The sequence below is a fragment of the Pseudomonas sp. TE3911 genome, from assembly GCF_054062775.1.
The window spans coordinates 1,799,409-1,823,085 of record NZ_JBSSFP010000001.1 but is presented as its reverse complement, the minus strand read 5'-3'; the positions used below and the strand labels follow the sequence as shown (position 1 = coordinate 1,823,085).

General features: G+C 61.5%; 16 protein-coding genes. 12 read left to right on the top strand and 4 right to left on the bottom strand.

Annotated elements, in window-relative coordinates; genetic code table 11:
* Positions 1-41: 41 nt before the first annotated feature.
* Positions 42-4,910 carry an NAD-glutamate dehydrogenase gene (locus ACVWXD_RS08340; protein ID WP_032887202.1) on the bottom strand — a complete coding sequence of 1,623 codons (4,869 nt, stop codon included), beginning with the start codon at positions 4,908-4,910 and terminating at the stop codon, positions 42-44.
* Between the two features lie 500 nt (positions 4,911-5,410).
* Here ACVWXD_RS08340 and ACVWXD_RS08335 point away from each other — a divergent pair, with 500 nt between their 5' ends.
* From ACVWXD_RS08335 to ACVWXD_RS08280, 12 genes are all read left to right on the top strand, one after another.
* Positions 5,411-5,764, top strand: a complete 354-nt coding sequence (locus ACVWXD_RS08335; RefSeq protein WP_260368018.1) for a hypothetical protein — start codon at positions 5,411-5,413, stop codon at positions 5,762-5,764.
* A 137-nt stretch (positions 5,765-5,901) separates the two neighbouring features.
* Positions 5,902-8,463 (top strand): S8 family serine peptidase, encoded by a 2,562-nt coding sequence (locus tag ACVWXD_RS08330; protein ID WP_457370854.1) that lies wholly within the window; start codon positions 5,902-5,904, stop codon positions 8,461-8,463.
* A gap of 186 nt (positions 8,464-8,649) precedes the next feature.
* Positions 8,650-9,609 (top strand): AAA family ATPase, encoded by a 960-nt coding sequence (locus ACVWXD_RS08325; protein WP_017739127.1) that lies wholly within the window; start codon positions 8,650-8,652, stop codon positions 9,607-9,609.
* A gap of 5 nt (positions 9,610-9,614) precedes the next feature.
* Positions 9,615-10,547 carry a DUF58 domain-containing protein gene (locus ACVWXD_RS08320; protein WP_032887206.1) on the top strand — a complete coding sequence of 311 codons (933 nt, stop codon included), beginning with the start codon at positions 9,615-9,617 and terminating at the stop codon, positions 10,545-10,547.
* Positions 10,544-11,038, top strand: a complete 495-nt coding sequence (locus ACVWXD_RS08315; protein ID WP_032887208.1) for a DUF4381 domain-containing protein — start codon at positions 10,544-10,546, stop codon at positions 11,036-11,038. The genes ACVWXD_RS08320 and ACVWXD_RS08315 overlap by 4 nt, the downstream gene beginning before the upstream one ends.
* Positions 11,031-12,119 (top strand): vWA domain-containing protein, encoded by a 1,089-nt coding sequence (locus tag ACVWXD_RS08310; protein ID WP_032887209.1) that lies wholly within the window; start codon positions 11,031-11,033, stop codon positions 12,117-12,119. Before ACVWXD_RS08315 ends, ACVWXD_RS08310 begins: the two co-directional genes overlap by 8 nt.
* Positions 12,116-13,855 carry a tetratricopeptide repeat protein gene (locus ACVWXD_RS08305; protein WP_032887211.1) on the top strand — a complete coding sequence of 580 codons (1,740 nt, stop codon included), beginning with the start codon at positions 12,116-12,118 and terminating at the stop codon, positions 13,853-13,855. Before ACVWXD_RS08310 ends, ACVWXD_RS08305 begins: the two co-directional genes overlap by 4 nt.
* Entirely contained in the window at positions 13,852-15,492 is a 1,641-nt protein-coding gene (locus ACVWXD_RS08300; protein ID WP_032887212.1) for a BatD family protein, read from the top strand. Before ACVWXD_RS08305 ends, ACVWXD_RS08300 begins: the two co-directional genes overlap by 4 nt.
* A 181-nt stretch (positions 15,493-15,673) precedes the next feature.
* Positions 15,674-16,210 (top strand): hypothetical protein, encoded by a 537-nt coding sequence (locus tag ACVWXD_RS08295; protein ID WP_032887214.1) that lies wholly within the window; start codon positions 15,674-15,676, stop codon positions 16,208-16,210.
* Between the two features lie 168 nt (positions 16,211-16,378).
* Positions 16,379-17,620, top strand: coding sequence for an exonuclease SbcCD subunit D C-terminal domain-containing protein (locus tag ACVWXD_RS08290; RefSeq protein ID WP_181643319.1), 1,242 nt, complete (start codon positions 16,379-16,381; stop codon positions 17,618-17,620).
* Complete coding sequence (locus tag ACVWXD_RS08285) at positions 17,617-21,255, top strand: AAA family ATPase (RefSeq protein WP_457370853.1); 3,639 nt, start codon at positions 17,617-17,619, stop codon at positions 21,253-21,255. The genes ACVWXD_RS08290 and ACVWXD_RS08285 overlap by 4 nt, the downstream gene beginning before the upstream one ends.
* Positions 21,252-21,845, top strand: coding sequence for a glutathione S-transferase (locus ACVWXD_RS08280; RefSeq protein ID WP_032887219.1), 594 nt, complete (start codon positions 21,252-21,254; stop codon positions 21,843-21,845). Before ACVWXD_RS08285 ends, ACVWXD_RS08280 begins: the two co-directional genes overlap by 4 nt.
* Positions 21,846-21,878: 33 nt before the next feature.
* Here ACVWXD_RS08280 and ACVWXD_RS08275 read toward each other — a convergent pair whose 3' ends face one another.
* The 3 genes from ACVWXD_RS08275 to ACVWXD_RS08265 all read right to left on the bottom strand — a co-directional run bounded on the left by ACVWXD_RS08275 (position 21,879) and on the right by ACVWXD_RS08265 (position 23,667).
* On the bottom strand, positions 21,879-22,058 hold the full coding sequence (locus ACVWXD_RS08275) for a hypothetical protein (RefSeq protein WP_032887221.1): 180 nt from the start codon (positions 22,056-22,058) through the stop codon (positions 21,879-21,881).
* Between the two features lie 156 nt (positions 22,059-22,214).
* Positions 22,215-23,390, bottom strand: a complete 1,176-nt coding sequence (locus ACVWXD_RS08270; RefSeq protein ID WP_032887222.1) for a lactonase family protein — start codon at positions 23,388-23,390, stop codon at positions 22,215-22,217.
* On the bottom strand, positions 23,377-23,667 hold the full coding sequence (locus ACVWXD_RS08265; protein WP_032887223.1) for a DUF5629 family protein: 291 nt from the start codon (positions 23,665-23,667) through the stop codon (positions 23,377-23,379). Before ACVWXD_RS08265 ends, ACVWXD_RS08270 begins: the two co-directional genes overlap by 14 nt.
* Positions 23,668-23,677: the final 10 nt, after the last annotated feature.

Below are 23,677 nucleotides of genomic sequence, written 5' to 3'. Positions count from 1 at the left end.
CTGCATCTCACAATGCAGGGGCTTTTGTTTCAGGCGCTAAATCAAGCCGGTTGCAGCACCGACGGCCCACTCAAGGCCAAGTCCAGCAACTCACGGTTGGCGACCGCATACATGGCGTAGTCCGTACCGACCGCAGCACGAATCTCCACCATCATGGCCACCCAACGATCCGCCATGTCCTTGTGCTGCTCAAGCCACAGGGCCACGCGGGCTTCCATGTCTTGTGGCGCGTCGGCCATTTGCAGGACAGAAATGGTAATCGCCCGTTGCTGCCAGTCCACGTCGTCGCGGAACGCTTCGCGAGCCGCAGCCTGCCAGTTGTTGGCCACTGGCAGATCGCTGATCTGCTGCAGGTACCATGGCAAGTCCAGAGCGCTGCCTACGGCGAAGTAGGCCTTGGCCACTTCGGCGGCGTCATGCCCGGTTACGTCAGCGGCTTCGATGATTGGCAGCAGGGTGTACAGGTGAGTAGTGCCTGCAACCATACGCGCCAACAACTCCGGCACGCCCGCTTCAGTGTAAGCCTGATAGCGTTTCTGCCAGCCTTCGCGGGTCGGTCCTTCCAGCAGTTCGTCGAGCTTGAGGCCCAGTGCGGCCAGGTGCGGACCGAAGTGCGCGGTGTCACGCCCAGCGTCCTGCTCGTTGCGACGGCTGCGTAGGAACCAACGCGTAGCGCGGCGGCCCAGGCGCATCAGCTCATCCATCAACTGCAATTGCACGTCAGCGGAGACCTGGTGGTCCAGGGCTTCGATCTGGCGGAACCAGTGCGGGAGGTGGAAGATGTCGCGCACGATCACATAAGCGCCGGCCACGTTCGCCGGGCTCATGCCGGTCGACTCTTTGAGTCGTTGAACGAAGGTGATGCCCATGTGGTTAACCAGGTCGTTGGCGATCTGGGTGCTGACGATCTCACGCTTCAGGCGGTGACGACGCATGGCCTCGCCGAACTTGGCGACCAGGCTCGGTGGGAACGCGGTCTCCATGTCACGGGTCAGGTACTCGTCATCCGGCACCAGGGACTTGAGCAATGCTTCCTTGAGGTCGATCTTGCTGTACGAGATCAGCACCGACAGTTCCGGACGGGTCAAGCCCTTGCCGTTGGCGGCGCGCTCGGCGAGCTGCTCCTCGGTCGGCAGGTACTCGATGGCGCGGTCCAGCTTGCCACGGCCTTCCAGGTCGCTCATCAAGCGTTTGTACTCGGCTGCTCGCTCGTAAGCCTTGCGGGCAGCCAGGGACAGGGCCTGGGTTTGCTTATAGTTGTTGCCCAACACCAGGTTGCCGACTTCGTCGGTCATGCTCGCCAGCAACTGGTTGCGTTGCTTGTCGGTCATGTCACCGGCCTGCACCACTTCGTTGAGCAGGATTTTGATGTTCACTTCGTGGTCGGAGCAGTCCACACCACCGGCGTTGTCGATGAAGTCGGTGTTGGAACCGCCGCCATTGAGGCCGAATTCCACACGACCCAGCTGGGTCATACCGAGGTTACCGCCCTCGCCCACCACCTTGCAGCGCAGTTCGTTGCCGTTGACGCGCAGCGCGTCGTTGGCCTTGTCGCCGACATCGGCGTGGCTTTCGGTGCTGGCCTTGACGTACGTACCGATACCGCCGTTCCACAACAGGTCCACCGGCGCCTTGAGCAAGGCGTTCAGCAGTTCGGTCGGGGTCAGCTTGTCGGCCGAGATGTCGAAGCGTTCTTTCATCTGCGGCGAGATGGCAATGCTCTTCGCGCTGCGCGAGAAGATACCGCCGCCTTCGGACATGATGCTGGTGTCGTAGTCGGTCCAGGCCGAACGCGGCAGCTCGAACATACGCTGACGCTCGACGAAGCTGGTCGCCGGGTTCGGGTTTGGATCGATGAAGATGTGCAGGTGGTTGAAGGCTGCGACCAGTTGCAGCTTGTCGGACATCAACAGGCCGTTACCGAACACGTCACCGGCCATATCGCCGACGCCCACCACGGTGATGCTGTCTTCCTGCACGTTGATGCCGCGCTCACGGAAATGACGCTGCACACCGACCCACGCGCCTTTGGCGGTGATGCCCATTTTCTTGTGGTCGTAACCGGCGGAACCACCGGATGCGAACGCATCACCCAGCCAGAAGCCGTAGTCGATAGCGATGCCGTTGGCGATGTCGGAGAAGGTCGCGGTGCCCTTGTCGGCTGCTACGACGAGGTACGGGTCATCGTCGTCATGACGCACGACGTTGGCCGGCGGCACCAGAGCGCCGTCCTTGAGGTTGTCGGTGATGTCCAACAGGCCCGAAATGAAGATGCGGTAGCAGGCAATACCCTCGGCCGCGATTTCATCCCGCGTGCCGCCCAGTGGCAGGCGACGCGGCAGGAAGCCGCCCTTGGCGCCCACCGGTACGATCACCGAGTTCTTCACTTGCTGGGCTTTTACCAGGCCGAGCACTTCGGTGCGGAAGTCTTCTTCACGGTCGGACCAGCGAAGGCCGCCGCGAGCGACGTTACCAAAGCGCAGGTGCACACCTTCGACCCGTGGCGAGTACACGAAGATTTCAAACTTCGGCACCGGCTTAGGCAGCTCGGGAATGGCGCGCGGGTCGAACTTGAAGCTGAAGTACGACTTGTTCTGGCCGTTGGCGTCGGTCTGGTAGAAGTTGGTACGCAGGGTGGCCTTGATCAGGTCAAGGTAGCGACGCAGGATGCGGTCTTCGTTGAGCACCTGAACGTCGTCCAGGGCCGTGAGGATCGCTTGCTCCAACCGTTGCTGCTTGTCTTCAAGGTCATCGGCGGTGAGCTTGCGCGCCAGGTAGAAGCGGGTTTTGAACAACCGGGTCAACTCGCGGGCGATGTCGGTGTGGTTGTTCAGGGTGCTGGCGATGTAACCCAAGTCGAAGCCCAGGCGGATCTGCTTGAGGTAACGGGCGTAGGCACGCAGCAGCGCGACGTCGCGCCATGGCAGTCCGGCGGTCAATACCAGACGGTTGAACGCATCGTTCTCGGCATCGCCGTGGACGATGTGCACGAACGCATCTTGCAGGGTGTCGTTGAGCTGCTGGATATCCAGGTTCACGCCTTCGGCGGCGATGAACGCAAAATCATGGATCCAGAACTCACGGCCATTGGCGTGGCGCAGTCGGTAAGGGAATTCACCCAACACGCGCAGGCCGAGGTTTTCCAGGATCGGCAGTACGTCGGACAGCGCCAGCGGGGTGTCGGCGTGGTAGAGCTTGCAATGCAGCTCGCGTTGGCCGGAGACCTGGCCCAGTGGCTGATAGAAGCTCATCACCAGCGGGTTGGCTTCGGTCAGGCTGTTGAGGTGCTGCATGTCGACGACGGCTGAATGCGCGGCAAAACGCTCGCGGTAGCCGGCCGGGAAGCCTTTCGGGAAGTCCGCCAGCACATTGGTGCCCTGGGCTTCGCCGAAGCTTTCGACCACCAGGCTGGAGTAGTCGTCCTGCCAGCTGCGGCAGGCCTGCACCACTTCTTTTTCCAGTTGCAGCGGGTCGATGTCGAGGCGGTTCTTGGGGTCTACCCGCAGAATCAACTGGACACGGGCCAGTACGGACTCGGAGAAGAAGGTCCAGAACTCGCAGTCCGAGGCTTTCAGGCGATCCATCAGCACTTGCTGGATCTTCTGGCGCACTTCGGTGGAATAGATGTCGCGCGGCACATAGGCCAGGCAGTAGCAGAAACGACCGTACGGGTCTTTGCGCAGGAACACGCGGATCTTGTTGCGTTCCTGAATCTGCACAATCGACATCACAGTGCTGAACAGCTCGTCGACCGGGGTCTGGAACAGGTCGTCACGGGGCAGTACTTCAACGACCTGGGCAAGCTCCTTGCCCAAGTGCGCCTTGGCCTGGAAGCCCGAACGGCGTTCGATTTCGGCCACTTTGCGACGAATGTACGGAATGACTCGCACGCTTTCGCCATACACCGACGAGGTGTACAAGCCCATGAAGCGATGTTCCTTGATGACCTTGCCGTCGGCATCGATCTCACGGATCGATACGTAGTCCGGGTAGGCCGGGCGGTGAACACGGCTTGGGTGCGCAGCCTTGGCGAACGACAGCACGGTCGGTTCACGCAGGTAAGACACAGCGTAGTCTTCGATGCGCAGGTCATCGGCGGTCAGGCCAGCACGCAGCAGCTTGGTCAGACCGAGGAAGGAACTGGCGTCATATTGAATATGACCACCGTCCGCCTCGTCACGTACCACGAATTCTTCATAGCCCAGGAAGGTGAAGTGGTTGCCCACTAGCCACTCCAGGAAGTTCTTGATCTCGGCTTTTTCTTCGCCATCGATACCGAACTGGCTGGCGTCGATACCGGCCAGCAGGTCCTGGACCTTGGCTTTCATCGGTTCAAAATCGGCCACGGCCACGCGCACTTCACCCAGAACCTGCTCAAGCTCTTTGCTCAGCACGTTCAGTTCGGCGGCGTTGGCGCAGCGGTCGATTTCCAGGTACATCAGCGATTCTTGCTGGATGTCGTCGCCCTGCGTGCCTTTCGGCAGGATTTCCAGCAACTCGCCTTTGCTGCCACGACGCACACTCAGCACGGTGGTTTGCAGGGTGTGAATGCTGTAGCCGCGACGGTTCAGCTCGGTACGCACCGAGTCCACCAGAAACGGCAGGTCATGGTGCAGCACTTCGACCGCGGTATGGGTCGACTGCCAGCCATGACGTTCGTAATCGGGGTTGTAGACCCGCACTTGTGGCTGGGTGTGATCAAAGCGCTCAAGCAGGCGCCAGGCAGACAGGGTGCAACCGGCCAGGTCGGAAAGGCGACGCTGGGTCAGTTCGTCCAGGGAAATGATGCCGAAGAATTGTTCAGCGAACAGCGCCACTTGTGGCAGTGCCTGTTCGCTGATGTGCTGCGCCAGTGCCGCTTGCAGTTGATGCTGGAAGTCGGCCTTGCTGGCTGCGGTGAAGAACGCCATCTGTGGTACTCCGCTTGGGCTTGTTATTGATGGAAGCGTCGCGTGTTATCCCCTTGCGGGGAGACCGTCAGCTCTGTTCGCCGGTAACTAAAGCACCATAGACGAATCAGGATGACAGGAGGGTGAAGCTGGACAAGACAATGAGGTCACATACAACTTCCATAAGATGCGCACCCTGCCGGGTGACGGTACGACGGGCAGGTCAGACGCCTGGCAGGCTGTGGAACGAGAACTGCATCCGTTGCGCAGCTTAACGACTGAGGGAAGCGCGCTGCTTGCGAAGCTGCGACATATTCGGTCATCGGTAAGCAGGCTCGCGGTTGCAACTTGGGCAACCCGTGATTTCGGGTGAAAAAACGCCTGATTGTTCGGGGGTGAGTGTCGAAAATGACTGATTCTCCATGCCAGGTCATGCCCTGAGTCTGACACAGGAAGAAGCACAAAATTCGCGGCAATGGCACAATTGCCCACGCGATGCCCTCCCCCAGACAGGATTCCCCATGCTGCAAATCAAAACCGACGCCCTGATGGCCACACCGTGCGACGACGAAGAAGACAACATGGCCATGCTCTGCTGCCACGGCAAGAACGGCGAAATGTTCATGTTGACCCGCTACCCCGATGAAGACGAAGTGGAACTCACCTGGGACTACGGGCCTTCAACCCTCGATGGCCTGAAAATCACCCTGAGCGACACGACCCTGACCGTGGAACTGGCCGCCGGCGATGCCGACGCCCTCGGTGGCAAGGATAAATTGGAGATCAGCCACGCCACAGCAGTGGCAGATATGGCAGAAGTGGAAGCAACTCTGCAGAACATCCTCAAGGGCACTGGCACCTACGCTCGCGCCTGAAACCGGGGCCTTCAACCCCCTGCGCAGTCAAGATCGAGGGCCTTGACCGTTTGTCGTGACTGTTATTTCTAACAGTATCCCGCCTTCGGTTTTGCGCCTTAGCTGATTGAAATCACGGTGACTGCACAGGTGCTCCGATGAAATCCATCAGCAAGCTTCTCGCCATCGTCCTTTTGGGCGCGGCTTCCTCGGCGTTGTCGGCAGCGCCTGCCAACGCTGGTTATTCACATCTGGTCCTGCTGCTCAAGGACGATGGCTCGACGTCGAGGCATTTCCAGGACACCTACGACCCGTCCAGCACCTTCCAGACCCATGTACCCAACATCAAGGCGCTGGTGCCGCCTTCCAAGACGCGTACGCTGGAGGGATTTCAGGCCTTGCAGCGGCATCGGCTGGACCGCTATTACATTATCGACACCCAGCACCTGACACCTGACCAGGCCCAGGCACTGGCTGCGAAGCTCAAGCAGGACCCGGCGATTGAAGACGTCGACTTCGAGCCGCAGGTCGATGGAATGGAAAACGATAACGGCACGCCGGCGATGGAAAGCCTGCGTAATGACATTCCGGACCACACTGCTCGCCAAGGCTATCTGTATGACAGGACCGCGCTAGCGCCCTACAGAATAGGCGGTGTAAATGCTACGCAAGCCTGGAAAATTCCTGGCGGCAAGGGCGAAAACATGCGAGTAGTTTCTTCGGAAATCAGTCATTGGTCCTACAACCATCTGGACTTGCCTAAGCCTTTTCTGGAAATCAGCCAGGGTGCCGTCGTTGGCGCCCATGACACGGCCAGCGTCGGCACCATCGCCTCCAGGGAAAATGGATTCGGAACCACCGGCATCGTCCCCGAGACGCAGTTGGGCTACACCCAATATGGCGACTCACGACTGCTGCAACTGGCCGAGCGCTCCAGTCCTGGCGACGTCGTACAGTTAGGCGTGCACTTCAAATATGCGACATTGCCCGGCGTAGGCTGCGCCGCCGATTGCTTCATGCCCCTTGAGTACAGCAAGGCCGTCCGTGACATCATCACCTTCATGACAGAGGAAAAAGGTTTGCACGTGGTATTGGCGGCGGCGAACGGCAACATCAATCTTGATCACCCCTACTTCAACGGCTGGTTCGATCGCAACATATTCGACTCCGGCAGTGTCTATGCCGGCGCCGTCGAGCCGAAGACCGGATTGAGGTCGTATTTTTCCCAATACGGCAGCCGGGTGGACGTGTTCAGCTGGGGCGGTTCCGTGACCACGACCACGTGGAGTGCTTCCAACCCCACCACCGGCTATAGCCACACGTACAGCGGCACCTCGTCAGCCAACCCGATCATTGCCGGGGTGATGGCGTCGTTACAAGGCGTGGCGCGAGCCAACGGGCTGGGCAACATCCCGCCCAAGGAACTGCGCAGAATCCTCGTCGAAACCGGCTACCCACAGGCCAACGGCAATCGCACCGAGATCGGCGTGCAGCCCGACCTGGATTTAGCGATCAAGAAACTGCTCGCCGACGGCGCAGGCCAGCCGCCCACCGGCCGCCTGGCCCTGCCCGAAGAGGTTAAGTCGGGGGCGGCATTCACCGGGCAGGTCTACGCCGAATCACCCACTAACAAACCGCTGACGTATCGCTGGACTGCCACGGGTTTCACGCCCGCGACCGGTGAGGGGCCGACCATTGCGCTGGCGGCACCCGTGATGCCTGTCGACACCCGCACGTCTATATCAGTGCTGGTGTCCGATGGCACACGCAGCATCACGCTGGTCGAAAACCTCACGATCAAAGCCACCGAAACGCCACCGGTCGGTGACTGCGTCGCCGCGTGGGTCGCCACCAAGGCGTATTCCAATGTCAGCGAAAAAGTCTCCTACAGCGGTTACAACTATCAGGTCGCGCACTGGTCCCAGGGCGCACGCCCGGACCTGAATTTTGTTGAAACCGGCGCCGCCAAACCCTGGCGTCGCCTGGGCACCTGTGGTGGCGAATCACCCGTTGTCGCCAGGATCACCGCGCCATCCACGGTTGAAGCCGGCAAGCAGCTGCAAGTGTCGGGCGTTTCGTCCACCGGCCAGGACCTGCGCTATGCATGGACCGCATCGGGCTTTACCCCGTCAACGTCGACGCAGCCGACCGCTACGCTCGTCGCGCCAAACACGGACGGTACGCGCAGCATCACGTTGACCGTCACCGACGCACGCGGCGCCAGCGCCAGTGCAAGCCACACTGTCAAAGTGAACGCCAGCGCCCCCGTCAACCGGCCGCCGGTGGGCAGCCTGCAGGGCGATGAGACGGTCGAATCGGGCAAAACCGTGAATTTCACCGCCAACACCAGCGACCCGGATGGCGACCCCATGACGTACGCTTGGACGCTCCCAACCGTCCTCACCGCCACCGCCCTCAATACCCGCACCCTCAGCGTGACTGCCCGCCCGGTCAGCAGCGACACCCGCGCGACCATCAGCGTGGCGGTCAGTGACGGGCGCGGAGGTACGCTAAGGCTGGACCGGCCGATCACCGTCAAAGCAGATAACTGCAGAAGCACCCCGCCGTGGTCGCCGACCAAGACCTACCAGACCGCCTGGGAGAAAGTCTTGTACAAAGACAAGGTCTACGAACATAACTTCTATAGCCAGAACAAGCCGCCGGACCTTTACTCCGCGCAATGGGGCAAAGAATGGAAAATCGGGGAGCCATGCCCTTGAAGCATCCGGGGTGAGCGGACAGGCCCGCTCACCCCATTCCTGCTTCCTAAACAAAATTCCTACAAGTTTTCCTGAAAATACCCCGCGCGCCGTTAGTCGCCACCCCCCGCCATGCATTAAAGTAGGCGCCCCAGCCCGACGTTTGCTGCATGACGTAGAGGCTCATCTCTCCAGGAACCGTCATCGATGGAACATCGTGAAGCGCTGCTCGCGCTGCGAACCTTTCTTTCTACGCAGATTCTCGGCCAGGAAAAACTCATTGATCGCCTGCTGATCGCCCTGCTCGCCGACGGCCATATGCTGGTCGAAGGCGCGCCAGGCTTGGCCAAGACCAAGGCCATCAAAGAGCTGGCCGAAGGTATCGAAGCGCAGTTCCATCGTATCCAGTTCACCCCTGACCTGCTGCCCGCCGACATCACCGGCACCGAGATCTATCGCCCGGAAACCGGCAGTTTCGTGTTCCAGCAAGGGCCTATCTTCCACAATCTGGTGCTGGCCGACGAAATCAACCGGGCGCCGGCCAAAGTGCAATCGGCGTTGCTCGAAGCCATGGCTGAGCGCCAAGTCAGCGTAGGACGCAGCACCTACGAACTGTCGCCGCTGTTTTTGGTGATGGCCACGCAAAACCCCATAGAGCAGGAAGGCACCTACCCGCTGCCCGAAGCCCAGCTCGATCGTTTCCTGATGCACGTCAAGATCGGCTTCCCGGACGCCGCCGTGGAGCGGCGCATCCTGCAACAAGCCCGTGGCGAAGCCCTCAATGGTGAAACCAAGCCCGAACGCCGCGTCAGCCAGCAGGCGATTTTTGCCGCGCGCAAAGAAATCCTTGGCCTGTACATGGCCGATGCGGTGGAGGAATACCTGGTGCAATTGGTCATGGCCACACGCACCCCGGCCAAGTTCGACCCAGAGATGGCCGAGTGGATCGCCTACGGCGCCAGCCCCCGCGGTTCCATCGCCCTCGACCGCTGCGCCCGCGCCCACGCCTGGCTGGCCGGACGGGACTTCGTGAGCCCGGAAGATATCCAGGCGGTGTTGTTCGACGTACTGCGCCATCGCATCATCCTGTCGTTCGAAGCCGAAGCGGCTGGCATCGACCAGGACCGTGTGGTGCAACGCATCCTCGACGTCGTTGCCGTCGCTTGAACTCGATGAATGCCAGCGATGGAATCCGCGTCACGCTCAGCGAGTTGATTGAGATGCGCCACCGCGTGCGCGAAGTGCAGCTGTTTTCCACGCCGAGCCAGCGCAGCCCGCTGATCGGCTTGCATCACTCCAAACTGCGCGGGCGCGGAGTCGACTTCGACCAGGTGCGCGTATACCAGGCTGGCGACGATGTGCGCACCATCGATTGGCGCGTGACTGCCCGCACCCAGGAACCACACACCAAACTGTTCCACGAAGAGCGCGAGCGACCGATTTTTATCATGGTCGAGCAAAGCTGCCGGCTGTTTTTCGGCTCGGGCCAGATGTTCAAATCCGTGCTCGCGGCCCAGGCGGCGAGCCTGATCGGCTGGGCCGCGCTGGGGCATAACGACCGGGTCGGCGGGCTAGTGTTTGGAGACAATGAGCACTACGAAATCAAACCCCGGCGCAGCAAGCAAAGCCTACTGCAACTGCTTAACCGCCTGGTGCGCGTCAACCAGAGCCTGGACACCGAAAGCCGCCCCGAAGCCGATGCCTTGGGCATGGCCCTGCGCCGTGGCCGCGAAGTGCTGCGCCCTGGCAGCCTGGTGATTGTGATCTGCGATGAACGCGCCCTCACTGAGGGCGCCGAGCAACAGTTGAGCCTATTGTCACGCCATTGCGACCTGCTGCTGTTGCCGATCTCCGACCCGCTGGACCACGCCCTGCCCGCCGCGGGGCTGCTGCGTTTTGCGCAAAGAGGGGCGCAACTGGAACTGGACACGCTGAATTACGACTTGCGCCAAGCCTATAAGGCCCAAGCTGAAGCACGCATCGCCCGTTGGGAACTGCTCGCGCAAAAACTGCGAATACTGCTGATGCCCTTGAGCACCCAGAGCGAAATGGTCGAGCAACTGCGCGAATACCTCAACCCGCAACGCCCGGCCAAAAAACAATGAGCAGCCTTGACCAACTGCAACCGCTGATCGCCCCGCCAAGCATCGGCTTCTGGCCGCCTGCACCGGGTTGGTGGCTGTTGCTGCTGGTGATCCCGTTGCTGGGTTGGGGGCTTTGGTCCTTGCGCCGCTTCCTCCCTGCGCGACGCCCAGTGGCACGCGCCGAACAACCCTTGGACCCGCTGCGCATCGCCGCACTGGCAGAACTGGCCCTCATGCCCAAACCCTATGACGGCGCGCCCGCCGGTGCCTGGCTGCAACAACTCAATGGCCTGCTCAAGCGCCTGTGCCGCAACGACTACCCTTACAGCCAGAGCCACACCCTCAATGGGCGCAAATGGCTGGCGTTCCTCGACAACCGCTGCCCGGCTGCCGGCCTCACCCGCTGGATGGTACTGGTGGAAGGCGCCTATAAACCCGAATGCAAACTCGACGACAAGGCCATCGCCGGCCTGACCCAAGCCGTCGACACCTGGATTCGCAAACATGTTTGAGTTCGCCTGGCCGTGGATCTTCGTCCTGTTGCCGTTGCCCTGGTTGATGCGGCTTATCCTGCCTGTGGCCGACAGCGGCGAGCCGGCACTGAAAGTCAGCTACCTCAGTGATCTCGAAGGCCTGGCCAAGCGCCGCGCCCGCGTCAACTTGCCGGGCTGGCGCCAACAAGCCCCTTTTGTGGTGCTGTGGCTGCTGCTGTTGACCGCCGCCGCACGTCCTGAGTGGCTCGGCGAACCACTGCCGATTGCCGCCAGTGGTCGCGACCTGCTGGTGGCGGTCGACGTGTCCGGTTCCATGGATTTCCCCGATATGCATTGGCGGGACGAGGACGTGAGCCGCTTAACCCTGGTCAAGAACCTCCTCGGTGACTTCCTTGAGCACCGCGACGGCGACCGTGTCGGCCTGATCCTGTTCGGCAGCCAAGCCTACCTGCAAGCGCCGCTGACGTTTGACCGCCGCACCGTGCGTACCTGGCTGGATGAAGCGCGCATCGGCATCGCCGGCAAAAATACCGCCATTGGCGATGCCATTGGTCTGGCCCTCAAGCGCCTGCGCCAGCGCCCGGCGCAAAGCCGTGTGCTGATTCTGATCACGGACGGCGCCAACAACGCGGGTCAGATCGATCCACTGACCGCCGCGCGCCTGGCTGCCGAAGAAGGCGTGAAGATCTACCCGATCGGTATCGGCGCTGACCCTGAGCAAACCGGATCCCTGGGCATTCTCGGCGTCAACCCAAGCCTGGACCTCGACGAACCGGCGCTCAAGGCCATTGCCAACGCCACCGGCGGGCAATATTTCCGTGCCCGCGACGGCGAAGAACTGCAAACCATCAAGGAAACCCTCGACCAACTGGAGCCCGTCGAACAGCAACCAACCCAAGCCCGCCCGGCGCTGGCGTTGTACAGCGGCCCGCTGGCCCTGGCGCTGCTCCTGAGCATGTTGCTGGTGATCCAGGAACGCTGGCCCAACAACGCCCTGCAACGCTGGTTCAGCAAATTGTCGAGCAAGGGGATCTTCCTGCAACAAAGCCCTGAATGGCGCCAGCGCCTTAAACGCCTGCGTTTGCGGAGGCGTCGATGATCGACCTCTGGCCGCACTGGTTCCGCCCCTGGTGGCTGTTGCTGTTGCCGTTGCTCGGCTGGTTGCTGTGGCAACTGTGGCACCGCCAAAAACGCGCCGGGCGCTGGCAGATGATCCTGCCGCCGGCCTTCCACGCCGTGCTGCTCAGCGGTGGCAACGGCCGCGAAAGTAAATCGCCGTGGGTGGTGCTCGGTATCGCCTGGCTGTTGGCCGTGCTGGCATTGCTTGGCCCCAGTTGGCAACGGGTTGAACAAACCAGTCAGAAGCCGTCCGACCCGTTGGTGGTACTGCTGGAACTGACCCCGGAAATGCTCGCCACCGACAGCCCGCCCAACCGCCTGGAACAGGCACGCCGCAAGCTGTATGACTTGTTGCAAGCGCGCACCGACGCGCAAACCGCCATCGTTGTGTATGCCGGCAGCGCACACACACTGGTGCCACTCTCGGACGACCTGGGCACCAGCCGCAACCTGCTCGAAGCGTTGCGCCCCTCGATCATGCCCGAACCCGGCCACCGCGCCGACCTGGCAGTACAGAAAGCCCTCGACCTGCTCAAGCACAGCGGTCTCGGCCAAGGGCGCCTGCTGCTGATCGGCTCATCCCTGTCCAAGCAGGAGCGCCAAGGCATTCGCCTGCTGCTGCAAAGTAACCAGTCGCCACCCCTGTCGATCCTCGGCATCGGCAGCCGCGAAGGCACGCCGGTCACCCAGGAAAGCGGCGAATTTCTCAAGGACGAACACGGTGCGATTCTGGTACCACGCCTCGACAGCCCCACGCTCAAAGCCTTCGCCAGCGAAATGGGCGGGCGTTACCGTGCCGCACGCCTCGACGATAAAGACCTGCGCCAGCTCGGCGTACTCGACCCGCCGCAAGCCCTGCGCAATGACGGCCAGTTGCTGCACCTCGACACCTGGGCCGACCAGGGTTACTGGCTGCTCCTCCCGTTGCTGCTGCTCGCCGCTTGCGCCGGGCGCCGTGGCTGGTTGTTCTGCCTGCCCTTGCTGCTAATGGCAGCGCCGCAGCCGAGCTACGCCTTTGAACTCCAGGATTTGTGGCTGCGTCCCGACCAGCAAGGCCAATACCTGCTGAAGAAAAAACGCCCCGCCGAAGCCGCCGAACACTTTCAGGACGTGCAATGGCAAGGCGTTGCCCTGTACGAAGCTGGCAACTATGCCGAAGCCATCAAGCGGTTTGCCGAAGGCAATGACGCCTACGCTCACTACAATCGCGGTAACGCGTTGGCCAAATCCGGCGAACTGGAAGCGGCTATCGACGCCTACGAACAAGCCCTAGAAGCCCAACCTGACCTGCAACCGGCCCTGAAAAACAAGGCTCTGGTGGAATCCCTGATGCAGGAACAGGCAAAGCCCGAGCCAGAACAGCCGGCAAAAAACGAGGATGACGAATCCACCCAACCCGGCCAAACTGCGCAACCGGGCGCCAGCGGGCAGAATGCCACTGGCGGCGAGCAGTCGTCCCAGGGCCAAGGCGAAGCAGGCACCGGTGATACCCAGACTGGCGCCACACCGCAAACCGGCGGCAACGAAGTGCCGGGCAGCGAACTGGGCGACGAGCAAACCACCACCCCGCCGCTGCGCCCTAACGACGCAAGCCTCGACGGTGAACGTCGCCAAGCCCTGGAACAATGGCTGCAGGAGATCCCGGACAACCCCGGCGAACTGCTGCGACGCAAATTCTGGTACGAACAGCAACAACATCAGGACAAGACTCGATGAGCCGCCGCACCACCCTTCTGCTTCTGCTCGCGTTGACGGCAGGCCACGCCCAGGCGGCGAACCTGGTCGCCAGCGTCGACCGCAGCCGCCTCAATTCCGGGGAAACGGTGGAACTGACGGTGGAATCGAGTGACGTCACCCAATTCGGCAAGCCCGACCTTTCGCCCCTGGACGCGCAGTTTGAAGTCAGCGGCACCCGCCAGCTCAACCAGCTCACCACCCTGGGCGGCGATAACCACGCCACCACGCGCTGGATCATTACCTTGCTGCCCAAGGAAAACGGCACGGTGGTGATCCCCCCCTTGCAAGTGGGCGACTACACGACCCAACCCATCAGCCTGCAAGTGGTGGAAACCGCCAGCCAGAACAGCAATGCCGAATTGGCACCCGTCTTTATCGAAGCCAACCTCGACCAGACCAGCGTGTACGTGCAGGCCCAGGCGCTGCTGACCGTACGTGTTTACCACTCGGTGTCGCTGTATGACGACAGCAGCCTCACGCCGTTGCAGATTCCGGATGCCCGCGTGGAACAACTGGGCGAGTCGCGCACGTACGAAAAAGTCATCAACAGCATCCGCCATGGCGTGATCGAAACCCGCTATGCGATCTACCCGCAGCACAGCGGCGCCCTGGAACTGCCGACGCAGACCTTCAGCGCCACGCTGGTGGAATCGCGCCCGCCTCAGGAAAACACCCTTCAGGGCACCAAGCCCGGCAAGCTGATCCACGTGAGCTCGGCGCCGCTGACGTTGCAGGTCAAACCCAAGCCAGAGTTGTATCCCGCCGACACGCCCTGGTTGCCGGCGCGCAGCCTGACGCTGACCGAGGCCTGGAACCCAGAACCTGAACATGTGCAAGTCGGCGACTCCTTGACCCGCAGCCTCACGGTCAAGGCCGAGGGCCTGTCCAGTGCCCAACTGCCAGCCTTGCCCAGCACCGACATCAATGGCCTGCGCCGCTATCCCGACCAACCGGTGCTCGGCAACCAGACCAGCGACCGTGGCCTGATCGGCAGCCGCGAAGACCGCGAAGCCCTGGTGCCCAACCGGGTCGGCCCGCTGGAACTGCCGTCCGTGGAAGTGGTGTGGTGGAACACCCACGAAGACCACCTCGAACGCACCAGCCTGCCCGCCCGCACGCTGCAAGTGGCCAACAACCCCAGCCTGGTGGTGGACACCCCCGCCACGCCGACCATCATCACCGCGCCGGACGACAGCCGTTTGTGGCTGTGGCAACTGAGTACGCTGATCCTGGCCTGCACCACGCTGCTGGGCTTCGGCCTGTGGTGGCGTGCGCGCCGGCAACCGGCGGTACTGCGCGCCGCACAAACCGGCCCGAGCCCGCGCACCTTGCTCGACGACCTCAAACGCGCGACCCAGGCCAACGACCCCCAGGCCACCCGCCAGGCGCTCGACGCCTGGGCACGCCAACAACCGGAAACCCTGGCCGACATGGCGGCGCGCTTTGTGCCGTTGTCGGACGCGTTGGATGGGCTCAACGGCGCGCTGTACAGCGAGAGCGGCCAATACTGGCTGGGCGAAGACCTATGGCGCGCGATAAAAGCCATCCCAATCGCCGAACGCGAGCTGGACTCAACGACCGACACCACCAGCCTGCCGCCGCTCTATCCCAAGTAGGCCATTGCCCAGCAAAAAAACCTCGCGATTGAGAGCCCACACGCCAGTCAATTTCCTACACGGGAGTTGACGCTTTCTGAACCAGCAGATTAGTCCGATTCAGCAAATACCTCCCCGCCAGTCAAACTTCTGCAGCGGTCGGCAATACCTGCCGTGCGCTTGAAATCAGAGGATTTATTGGATGGACTTTTACCGAGGTGACGACCGCAACCCAGCGGACAGCGTGATTCGTAAACAAGGGTTCACCGCAAAACCGCCTATCCCAACCATGAACGGCAACCAGGCACGTCTATATCTCGCTCAACAATTCATGAAAGGAAACATGCGCCTTTCATGCCATGACGTGGGCATGACGTGGCGCGAACAAACCCCTGGCGGGCTGGTGGCCACCGCTCAAACGCAGGAGGGCGCATTCGCGAAAAGCTATTTCTACAAGATTTCAATCCCCGACCGTGAGCTCATGGCGTGGGAACTGACCAACAAGGGCGATCGAGAACGACAGATACCGTTGTCGAACGTCGGAACCACCCGCAAATACTGCATCATTCACAACGGCAACACCTATGAGACGGCAACGATTATCGCGCTTTGTCATCCGGTACATACCCGAGAGGCCACCTTCCTGACGGCGATTCCCGCGCAATACATTGTAGGAACGCGAACAGGCAAGGATGTCCTGAATGAAAGTTTGCCGTTTTCCCCCTTCACTCCGGCGTAAGCCAGCCAGCAAGCTGCCCCCCCCCCGCCAGACACCTCACTCAGTCGACAAAGTTGCGTCGTTGGCTGAGTAGGTTCACTGCTCTGTAAGGTAAACTCCCCTCCTTTTCACCGCCATTCTCTGTATACGGCGGCCATTCACTTTTCTATTTTTTTCACGGAGTTCGCCTTGCGTTTGTTCCACACCTCCGACTGGCACCTTGGCCAAAACCTCCACGGCCAGGAACGCGACTACGAACACGCTTGTTTCCTGGAATGGCTGCTGCGCCAGATCGGCGCCCAACATCCCGATGTGCTGCTGATCGCCGGCGATATCTTCGACACGGTCAACCCGCCGCTCAAGGCACAGGAGCGGCTGTATGACTTCATCATCAGCGCCCACGAGCAAAACCCCAAGCTGACCATTGTGATGATCGCCGGCAACCACGATTCCGGTTCGCGCATCGAGTTGCCTGCACCGTTGATGCGCCGTTTGCGCGCCCATGCTCTCGGGCGCGTGCTGTGGCTCGATGACGGCCAATTGGACGCCGAACGCCTGCTGATTCCACTGCCGGATGCCAAAGGCAAGATCGCCGCGTGGTGCCTGGCATTGCCCTTCTTGCGCCCGGCGGAAGTGACCGGCGCGCACCTGGGTGACGACTACCTGCGCGGTATCGGCCAGGTACATGAATGGTTGATCGCCGCCGCCAACGCCAAACGCAAAAGAGGCCAGGCGCTGATTGCCATCAGCCACGCCCATATGGCCGGTGGTTCAGTGTCGGAAGACTCCGAGCGCAGCCTGATCATCGGCAATGCCGAGGCGCTGCCCGCCAACCTGTTCGACAAAAGTGTCGGCTATGTTGCCCTCGGCCACTTGCACAAGCCGCAAAAGGTGAACGGCGAAGAACGCATTCGCTACAGTGGCTCGCCGATCCCGCTGTCGTTTTCCGAGATCGGCTACAAACACCAGATTCTCGACGTGACGTTCCAGGGCGAACGACTGGTCAGCGTCGAACCGCTCCTGATACCGCGCTCGGTCAACCTGCAACGGCTGGAGGCCGCGCCCCTGGCCGACATCCTCAGAGCGTTGGCGGACTTGCCCGATGTCGACCTGCTCGCCGAAACCCAGCGCCACCCCTGGCTCGAAGTACGTGTGCGCCTTGACGAGCCGCAGCCTGACCTGCGCCAGCAAATCGAAAGCGCCCTGCAAGGCAAGGCCGTGCGCCTGGTGCGCATCGCCGCCGAATACGCAGGCAAACGCGGCAGCGATGCCACTGACGAAGAACGCTTGATCGAACTCGACCAACTCACGCCGCAAGAGCTGTTCAGCCGCGCCTGGCAGGACAGCTACGGCAGCGACGTGGATGAACAGACCTTGAAGGACTTCGCCGTGCTGCTCCAGGAAGTGCAACAGCAGGAGGAACAGCCATGAAAATTCTCGCCATCCGCCTGAAGAACCTCGCCTCCCTGGCCGGCCCATTCGAGATCGACTTTACCGCCGAGCCCCTGGCCAGCGCGGGTTTGTTCGCAATCACCGGGCCTACCGGCGCCGGTAAAAGTACCCTGCTCGATGCGCTGTGCCTGGCGCTATTCGGCGCCGTGCCACGGCTGGGCGATACCGGCCAGGCGAAAATGCCGGATGCCTACAGCGATATTTCCATCGGCGACCCGCGCACTCTGATCCGTCGCGGCACCGGCGGCGGTTATGCCGAAGTGGATTTTGTCGGTGTCAGCGGCCGTCGCTATCGCGCGCGCTGGGAAGCCAATCGTGCCCGCGACAAAGCCAGTGGCAAACTGCAAAACAGCCGTCAAAGCCTGATTGACCTGGACAGCGACCAACTGCTGGCCAGCCAGAAGACCGAATACAAGACCCAGCTGGAACTGGCCCTGGGCCTGAATTTCGAGCAGTTCACCCGCGCCGTGCTGCTGGCGCAAAGTGAGTTCAGCGCGTTTCTCAAGGCCAACGACAACGAGCGCAGCGAACTGCTGGAAAAGCTCACCGATACCGCGTTGTACACCCAACTCGGCCGTCGCGCCTTCGACAAGGCCAAGGAGGCCAAGGACGCGCACAAACAGTTGCAGGACCAGGCAACCGGCGTAGTGCCCCTGGCCGCTGAAGCGCGCGCCGAACTGGATCAGCAACTGACCGACGCCCAGCAACACCTCAAGGCCCAGCAGGCCCAGCTCAAGCAACTGGAGTTGCAGCACACTTGGCTTAAGGAGTTGCGTGAGTGGCAGGATCGCCAACGCGCTGCCACCGAGCAGTTGCAACGCGCAGAGACAGATTGGGCTAACCAGGGCTCAGAGCGCCAGGACCTCAATCGCCTGGAGCAATTGGCACCGCAACGCCATCATTTCGCACGTTTGAGTGAACTCGACACGTTGCTTCAGCCATTGGCCGTGCAGATTCAGCAGCATATCGAGCAGCAAAACGCCCTGCATAGCCGTCAGCAACAAGCCCAACAGCAACAATCGAACGCGCAAACGGCCCTGGCCCAGGCCTTGAAAAACCAGGCAGACGCTGTCCCGCTATTGCGCCAGGCCTTTGAAGCACACAGCACCCTGGCTCACTTGACTCGGGACTTGAGCAAGCGCGCCGAGGAAAAACAGCAGCAGGAACACGCCTGCACCGAAGGCCACGCCCTGCTCAAGGGCCTGCAAGACAAACACACCCACGTCGCCGAGCGGCTGCAACGCTTGTCGGCCGAGCTTGAGCGCAATGCCGCACTCGCCCCTCTGAGCGATGCCTGGAACGCCTACCGTGACCGCCTGCAACAGCTGATGCTGATCGGCAACCGCCTGAAAAAAGGCCAGGCCGAACTGCCTCAACTGGAACAGCGCGCCACCACGGCCGCAGAGAAATTTTCCCAGCAACGCGAAGCCCTCGACCTGCTCTATCAAGAAGCCGGCGCCGAACCCCACGCAGTGGCCGAACAGGTGCAGTTGCTGGCCAGTCTGTTGCACGACAACCGCAAACAACAACGTGCCTTCGAAGACCTGATACGCCTGTGGGACAGCCAGCAGCAGTTGGACCAGCAAGCGGCTGCGCTCACGCAAAAGCTCGCCGATGCCGCGCAGAAACGGGAGCAGTTGAACCAGAAAGGCCTGCAAACCAAGGCCGAACTGGCCGTGGCCGAACAGACCCTGACGGTGACCAAACACCTGCTGGAACGCCAGCGCCTGGCGCGCAGTGCCAGCGTCGAGGAACTGCGCGCACAGTTGCAGGATGACCAGCCGTGCCCGGTGTGCGGCAGCCATGAGCACCCGTATCATCAGCCCGAAGCGTTGCTGCACAGTCTCGGCCGCCATGATGAAAACGAAGAGGCCAGCGCGCAGAAAACCGTCGATACCCTCAAGGAAAAACTCAACGAACTGCGTGGTGAAGTGGGCGGTTTGATCGCCCAGCAAAAGGAATTCCTGCACCAGCAGGAGCAGTTGGCAAACCAGCAGCAGGGCCTCACACCCAGCCTTGAGGCGCACCCATTGTCCGCCTCGCTGTTCAACCAGGACGTGGCCAAGCGAAGCAGTTGGTTGACCCAGCAACTGAGCCAACTGACCGAACGCACCACCCAGGACGAGCAACGCCAGAGCGCCCTGCTCAACTTGCAACAAAATGCCGGACGCCTGCAGCAGCAACTGCAAATCGCTCAGGATGCGAGCCAGCAGGCCCGCCAATTGATGCTGGATCAGCAGCGCGAACTGTCCAACGACCGCGAGCGTCTTGAAGAAGAACTACACGCCTTCGCCAGCCTGTTGCCGGCCGAGACCCTTGAAGGCTTGCGCAGCGAACCGGCCGCGACCTTTATGCTGCTCGACCAGCAGGTCAGTCAGCGCCTTGAACAACTGGGCCAACAACGCGATGAGCTGGTCGAGCAGCAGGAACGCCAGCAGGCCATCGAGAAAGAGCACACCCATCAGCAACATCGTCTGGCGCAGCTCGAGACATTGAACCAACAAGTCAGCGAGTTGGCAGCGCAACAACAGGCCGCCCAGGAAACTCTCGGCACCTTGCTGGGCGTGCACGCCAGCGCCGAACAGTGGCAGCAGCAACTGGAACAGGCCGTGGTGCAATCGCGCCAGAGCGAAACCGACGCCAACCAACAGTTGCAGGTCCTGCACAACGAACTGATCCAACTGGCGGCCGATCTCAAGGCTCAACAGGAGCGTGCGCAAGCGTTGCATGCCGAGCAACAGGCCCTTGATACGCGCCTGGCTGAGTGGCGTGCCCAGCACCCGGAACTCGACGACACTGGCCTCACCCGCCTGCTGGCCTTCGACGACGCTCAGGTCAACGCCCTGCGCCAGCATCTGCAGGCCAGCGAAAAGGCCGTCGAACAAGCCAAGGTATTGCTGCTGGAGCGCGAACAACGCCTTGCCGAGCACCAGGCCCTGCACAACGGCAACCTCGACGCCGAACAACTGGACAGCACCCTCGCCGCCCTCAACCAGCAATTGGCCGAGGGCGAAAAACAGGTCGCTGAATTACGCGCGCGCCAGTCCGAAGACCAGCGGCGCCAAGAAGCCAACGCGGCGCTGGCGCTGACCACCGCCAACGCCTATGAGGAATGGCAGCGTTGGGCACGTCTCGAATCGCTGATCGGCTCGGCCAGCGGCGACAAATTCCGCAAGCTCGCCCAGGCTTACAACCTCGACCTGCTGGTGCATCACGCCAACGTGCAATTGCGCCAACTGGTGCGCCGCTATCGCCTCAAGCGCGGCGGCAGCATGTTGGGGTTGCTGGTGATGGACACGGAAATGGGTGATGAACTTCGCTCGGTGCATTCGCTGTCCGGCGGCGAGACGTTCCTGGTGTCGCTGGCATTGGCCCTGGGCCTGGCATCGATGGCGTCGAGCACATTGAAGATCGAGTCGCTGTTTATCGACGAAGGTTTCGGCAGCCTGGACCCCGAGTCATTGCAATTGGCGATGGATGCACTGGACGGTTTGCAGGCCCAAGGTCGCAAGGTGGCGGTGATTTCCCACGTACAGGAAATGCACGAGCGCATCCCGGTGCAGATCCAGGTCATGCGCCAGGGCAATGGTTTGAGCACGCTGGAGGTCAAGTGAGCGAAGTGTTGCTGTATTCGTTTCGGCGCTGCCCGTACGCCATGCGCGCTCGTCTGGCGCTGCGCTACTCGGGGGTGTCGATGCGTATTGTCGAGGTGAGCCTCAAGGCCAAGCCGGCCGAGATGCTGGCGCTGTCGCCCAAGGGTACGGTGCCGGTGCTGGTGGTGGATGGCGTGGTCATCGACGAGAGCCTGGCGATCATGCAATGGGCCCTGGCGCAGCACGATCCTGACGATTGGTTGCTACAGGGCAACCCGGCCACGCTGGCACTGATCGCCGAGAATGATCTGGGGTTCAAACAGCACTTGAATCGATACAAGTACCCCGAACGCTACCCCGAGCAGCCGATGGAACATTATCGGGCCGAGGGTGAGGTGTTCTTGCAAAAGCTGGAAGGATTGCTGGCGCAGCGAGATTACTTGCTGGCCGATCACCTGAGCCTTGCCGATGTGGCACTGGCGCCGTTTGTGCGCCAGTTTGCCCATGTGGATCGGGAATGGTTTGCAGGGACGCCGTATCACCGGCTTCAGGCCTGGCTGCAACGCTTTCTGGAATCACCGTTGTTTATCGCGGTGATGGCCAAATCCTGAGCCCTACCACATCAGATCTCACGCACCTGTCGCTCAGTGCTGGGTTTTGTGATCCAGCGCCGCATAGAAGTTGGCACTTTGTTGCAGGTATTTCTGGGTGTACGCGGTGGTGCCGGACTGTTTGCCGCTGACTTCCACGCTGGCGGCGGCAGGCAAGGCAACGGTGGCGGAGACGGCGGAAGCGGCGATGATCGAGAAGAGATTGAAGTTCATGTCGGTAGCCCTTGTATTCGTTTGGTGGGGTGGCCTGGGAAGGCCTTGGAACCCAACTTACGCCCGAGGGTTAAACCTTAGAAATGCTTTGAAACATTAGCCGCTATTAATGCAATTAATACAAAGGCTCAGGCCCCGCACTGCGGGGCCTGTGGCTTATTGACGCACCAGGAACTTGAGGTCGCTGGGCGCATCGATCGGCAATTTCTGCACGGTTTTACCCAGCAGGCCGGTCTTGGGGTCGCGTTCGACGACCACGATTTCATTGCTTTTCTGGTTGGCGAACAGTAGGAACCTGCCGCTCGGGTCCAGGCTGAATTCGCGCGGATGGTCGCCTTCTACGGAACGGCGCTGCAGCTCCTTGAGGTGCCCAGTCGCCGGGTCGATGCTGAACACCAGCAGCTGATTGGCCGTGCCGCGGTTGCTCAGGTACAGGAATTTGCCGTCGCTGGATGCGTGCAACGCTGCGCCGGCCTTGTCCGACACCGGTTGCCCGGCGGCGAAATCCACCAACTGGGTCTGCGTAAGTGTGCCGTCGTGGTAGTCAAACACCGCGACCTGGGCGCTCATTTCGGTCGTCAGCCAGGCGTGCTTGCCATCGGCGCTGAACAGCAAGTGACGCGGCCCGCTGCCCGGAGGCAGTTGCACCGAGGCCGGGGAAGCCGGCGTCAGTGGTTGCTCGTGGTTGGCCTTGGGGTCATAGCGGTAAGCAAACACTTTATCTGCCCCCAGGTCCTGCACGAACACGTACTTGCCATCCGGCGCCGACACCACCGAGTGCACATGGTTGGAAGCCTGACGCTCGGGGTTGACCCGGCTGGCGGGGTGTCCGCTCAACTGCACCGGTGCCGACAGCTTGCCCTCGGCATCCACCGGCAGCACCGCCAGGCTGCCGCCCGGATCCTCCTTCACGGAATAGTTGGCGACAAACAAGTAACGTCCATCGGCCGCAATGCTGGAGTGAGTCGGCTCATTACCCAGGCTCTGCACCTGGTTGATCAGGGTCAGTTGCTGATTCTTCGGGTCGATGCGATAGCTGCTCACGCGGCCGACCGGGTCTTTCTGGCCTGGGCCATTTTCATTGACCACGAACAGATGGGTCTGGTCCTTGGAAAGGGTCAGCCACGACGGATTGTCCGCCTTGGCCGCCAACACCGGCTGGCCCTGAAACCGGCCTGTGCGGCTGTCGAATTGCAGGCGGTAAATCCCTTCGCTGCTGCCGGCGGTGTAGCTGCCTACCAACAGTTCATAGGTCTCGGCCGGCGCGGCCTGTACCGACATCGCACCGACACTGCCCGCCATCAACAGGGGCCAGAATTTACGCATCATCATGCTCGTCTTCCTCGTCGTTATTGTTGCCGGTGAAAGCACTCATGCACACGAGACGGTGCTCGCCCGAGTCACCGGTGAGGGTCCAGCTTTGCAACGTTTCATCAAAGGTCGCGGCCTGTACTTGCGCCACGCTGAAAGACCAGCGCTTTTCAGCGCGTCCGTCGATGCAGGTGATCACCAGCGCCTGATCGTCGAGGGTGAAATCAAAGGCGTGCAACCCATCGACTTCGAGCATATCGGTGTTGGCAAGTTCAGTCAGGAGGCTAGCGGCAGTCATCGGGATCGTT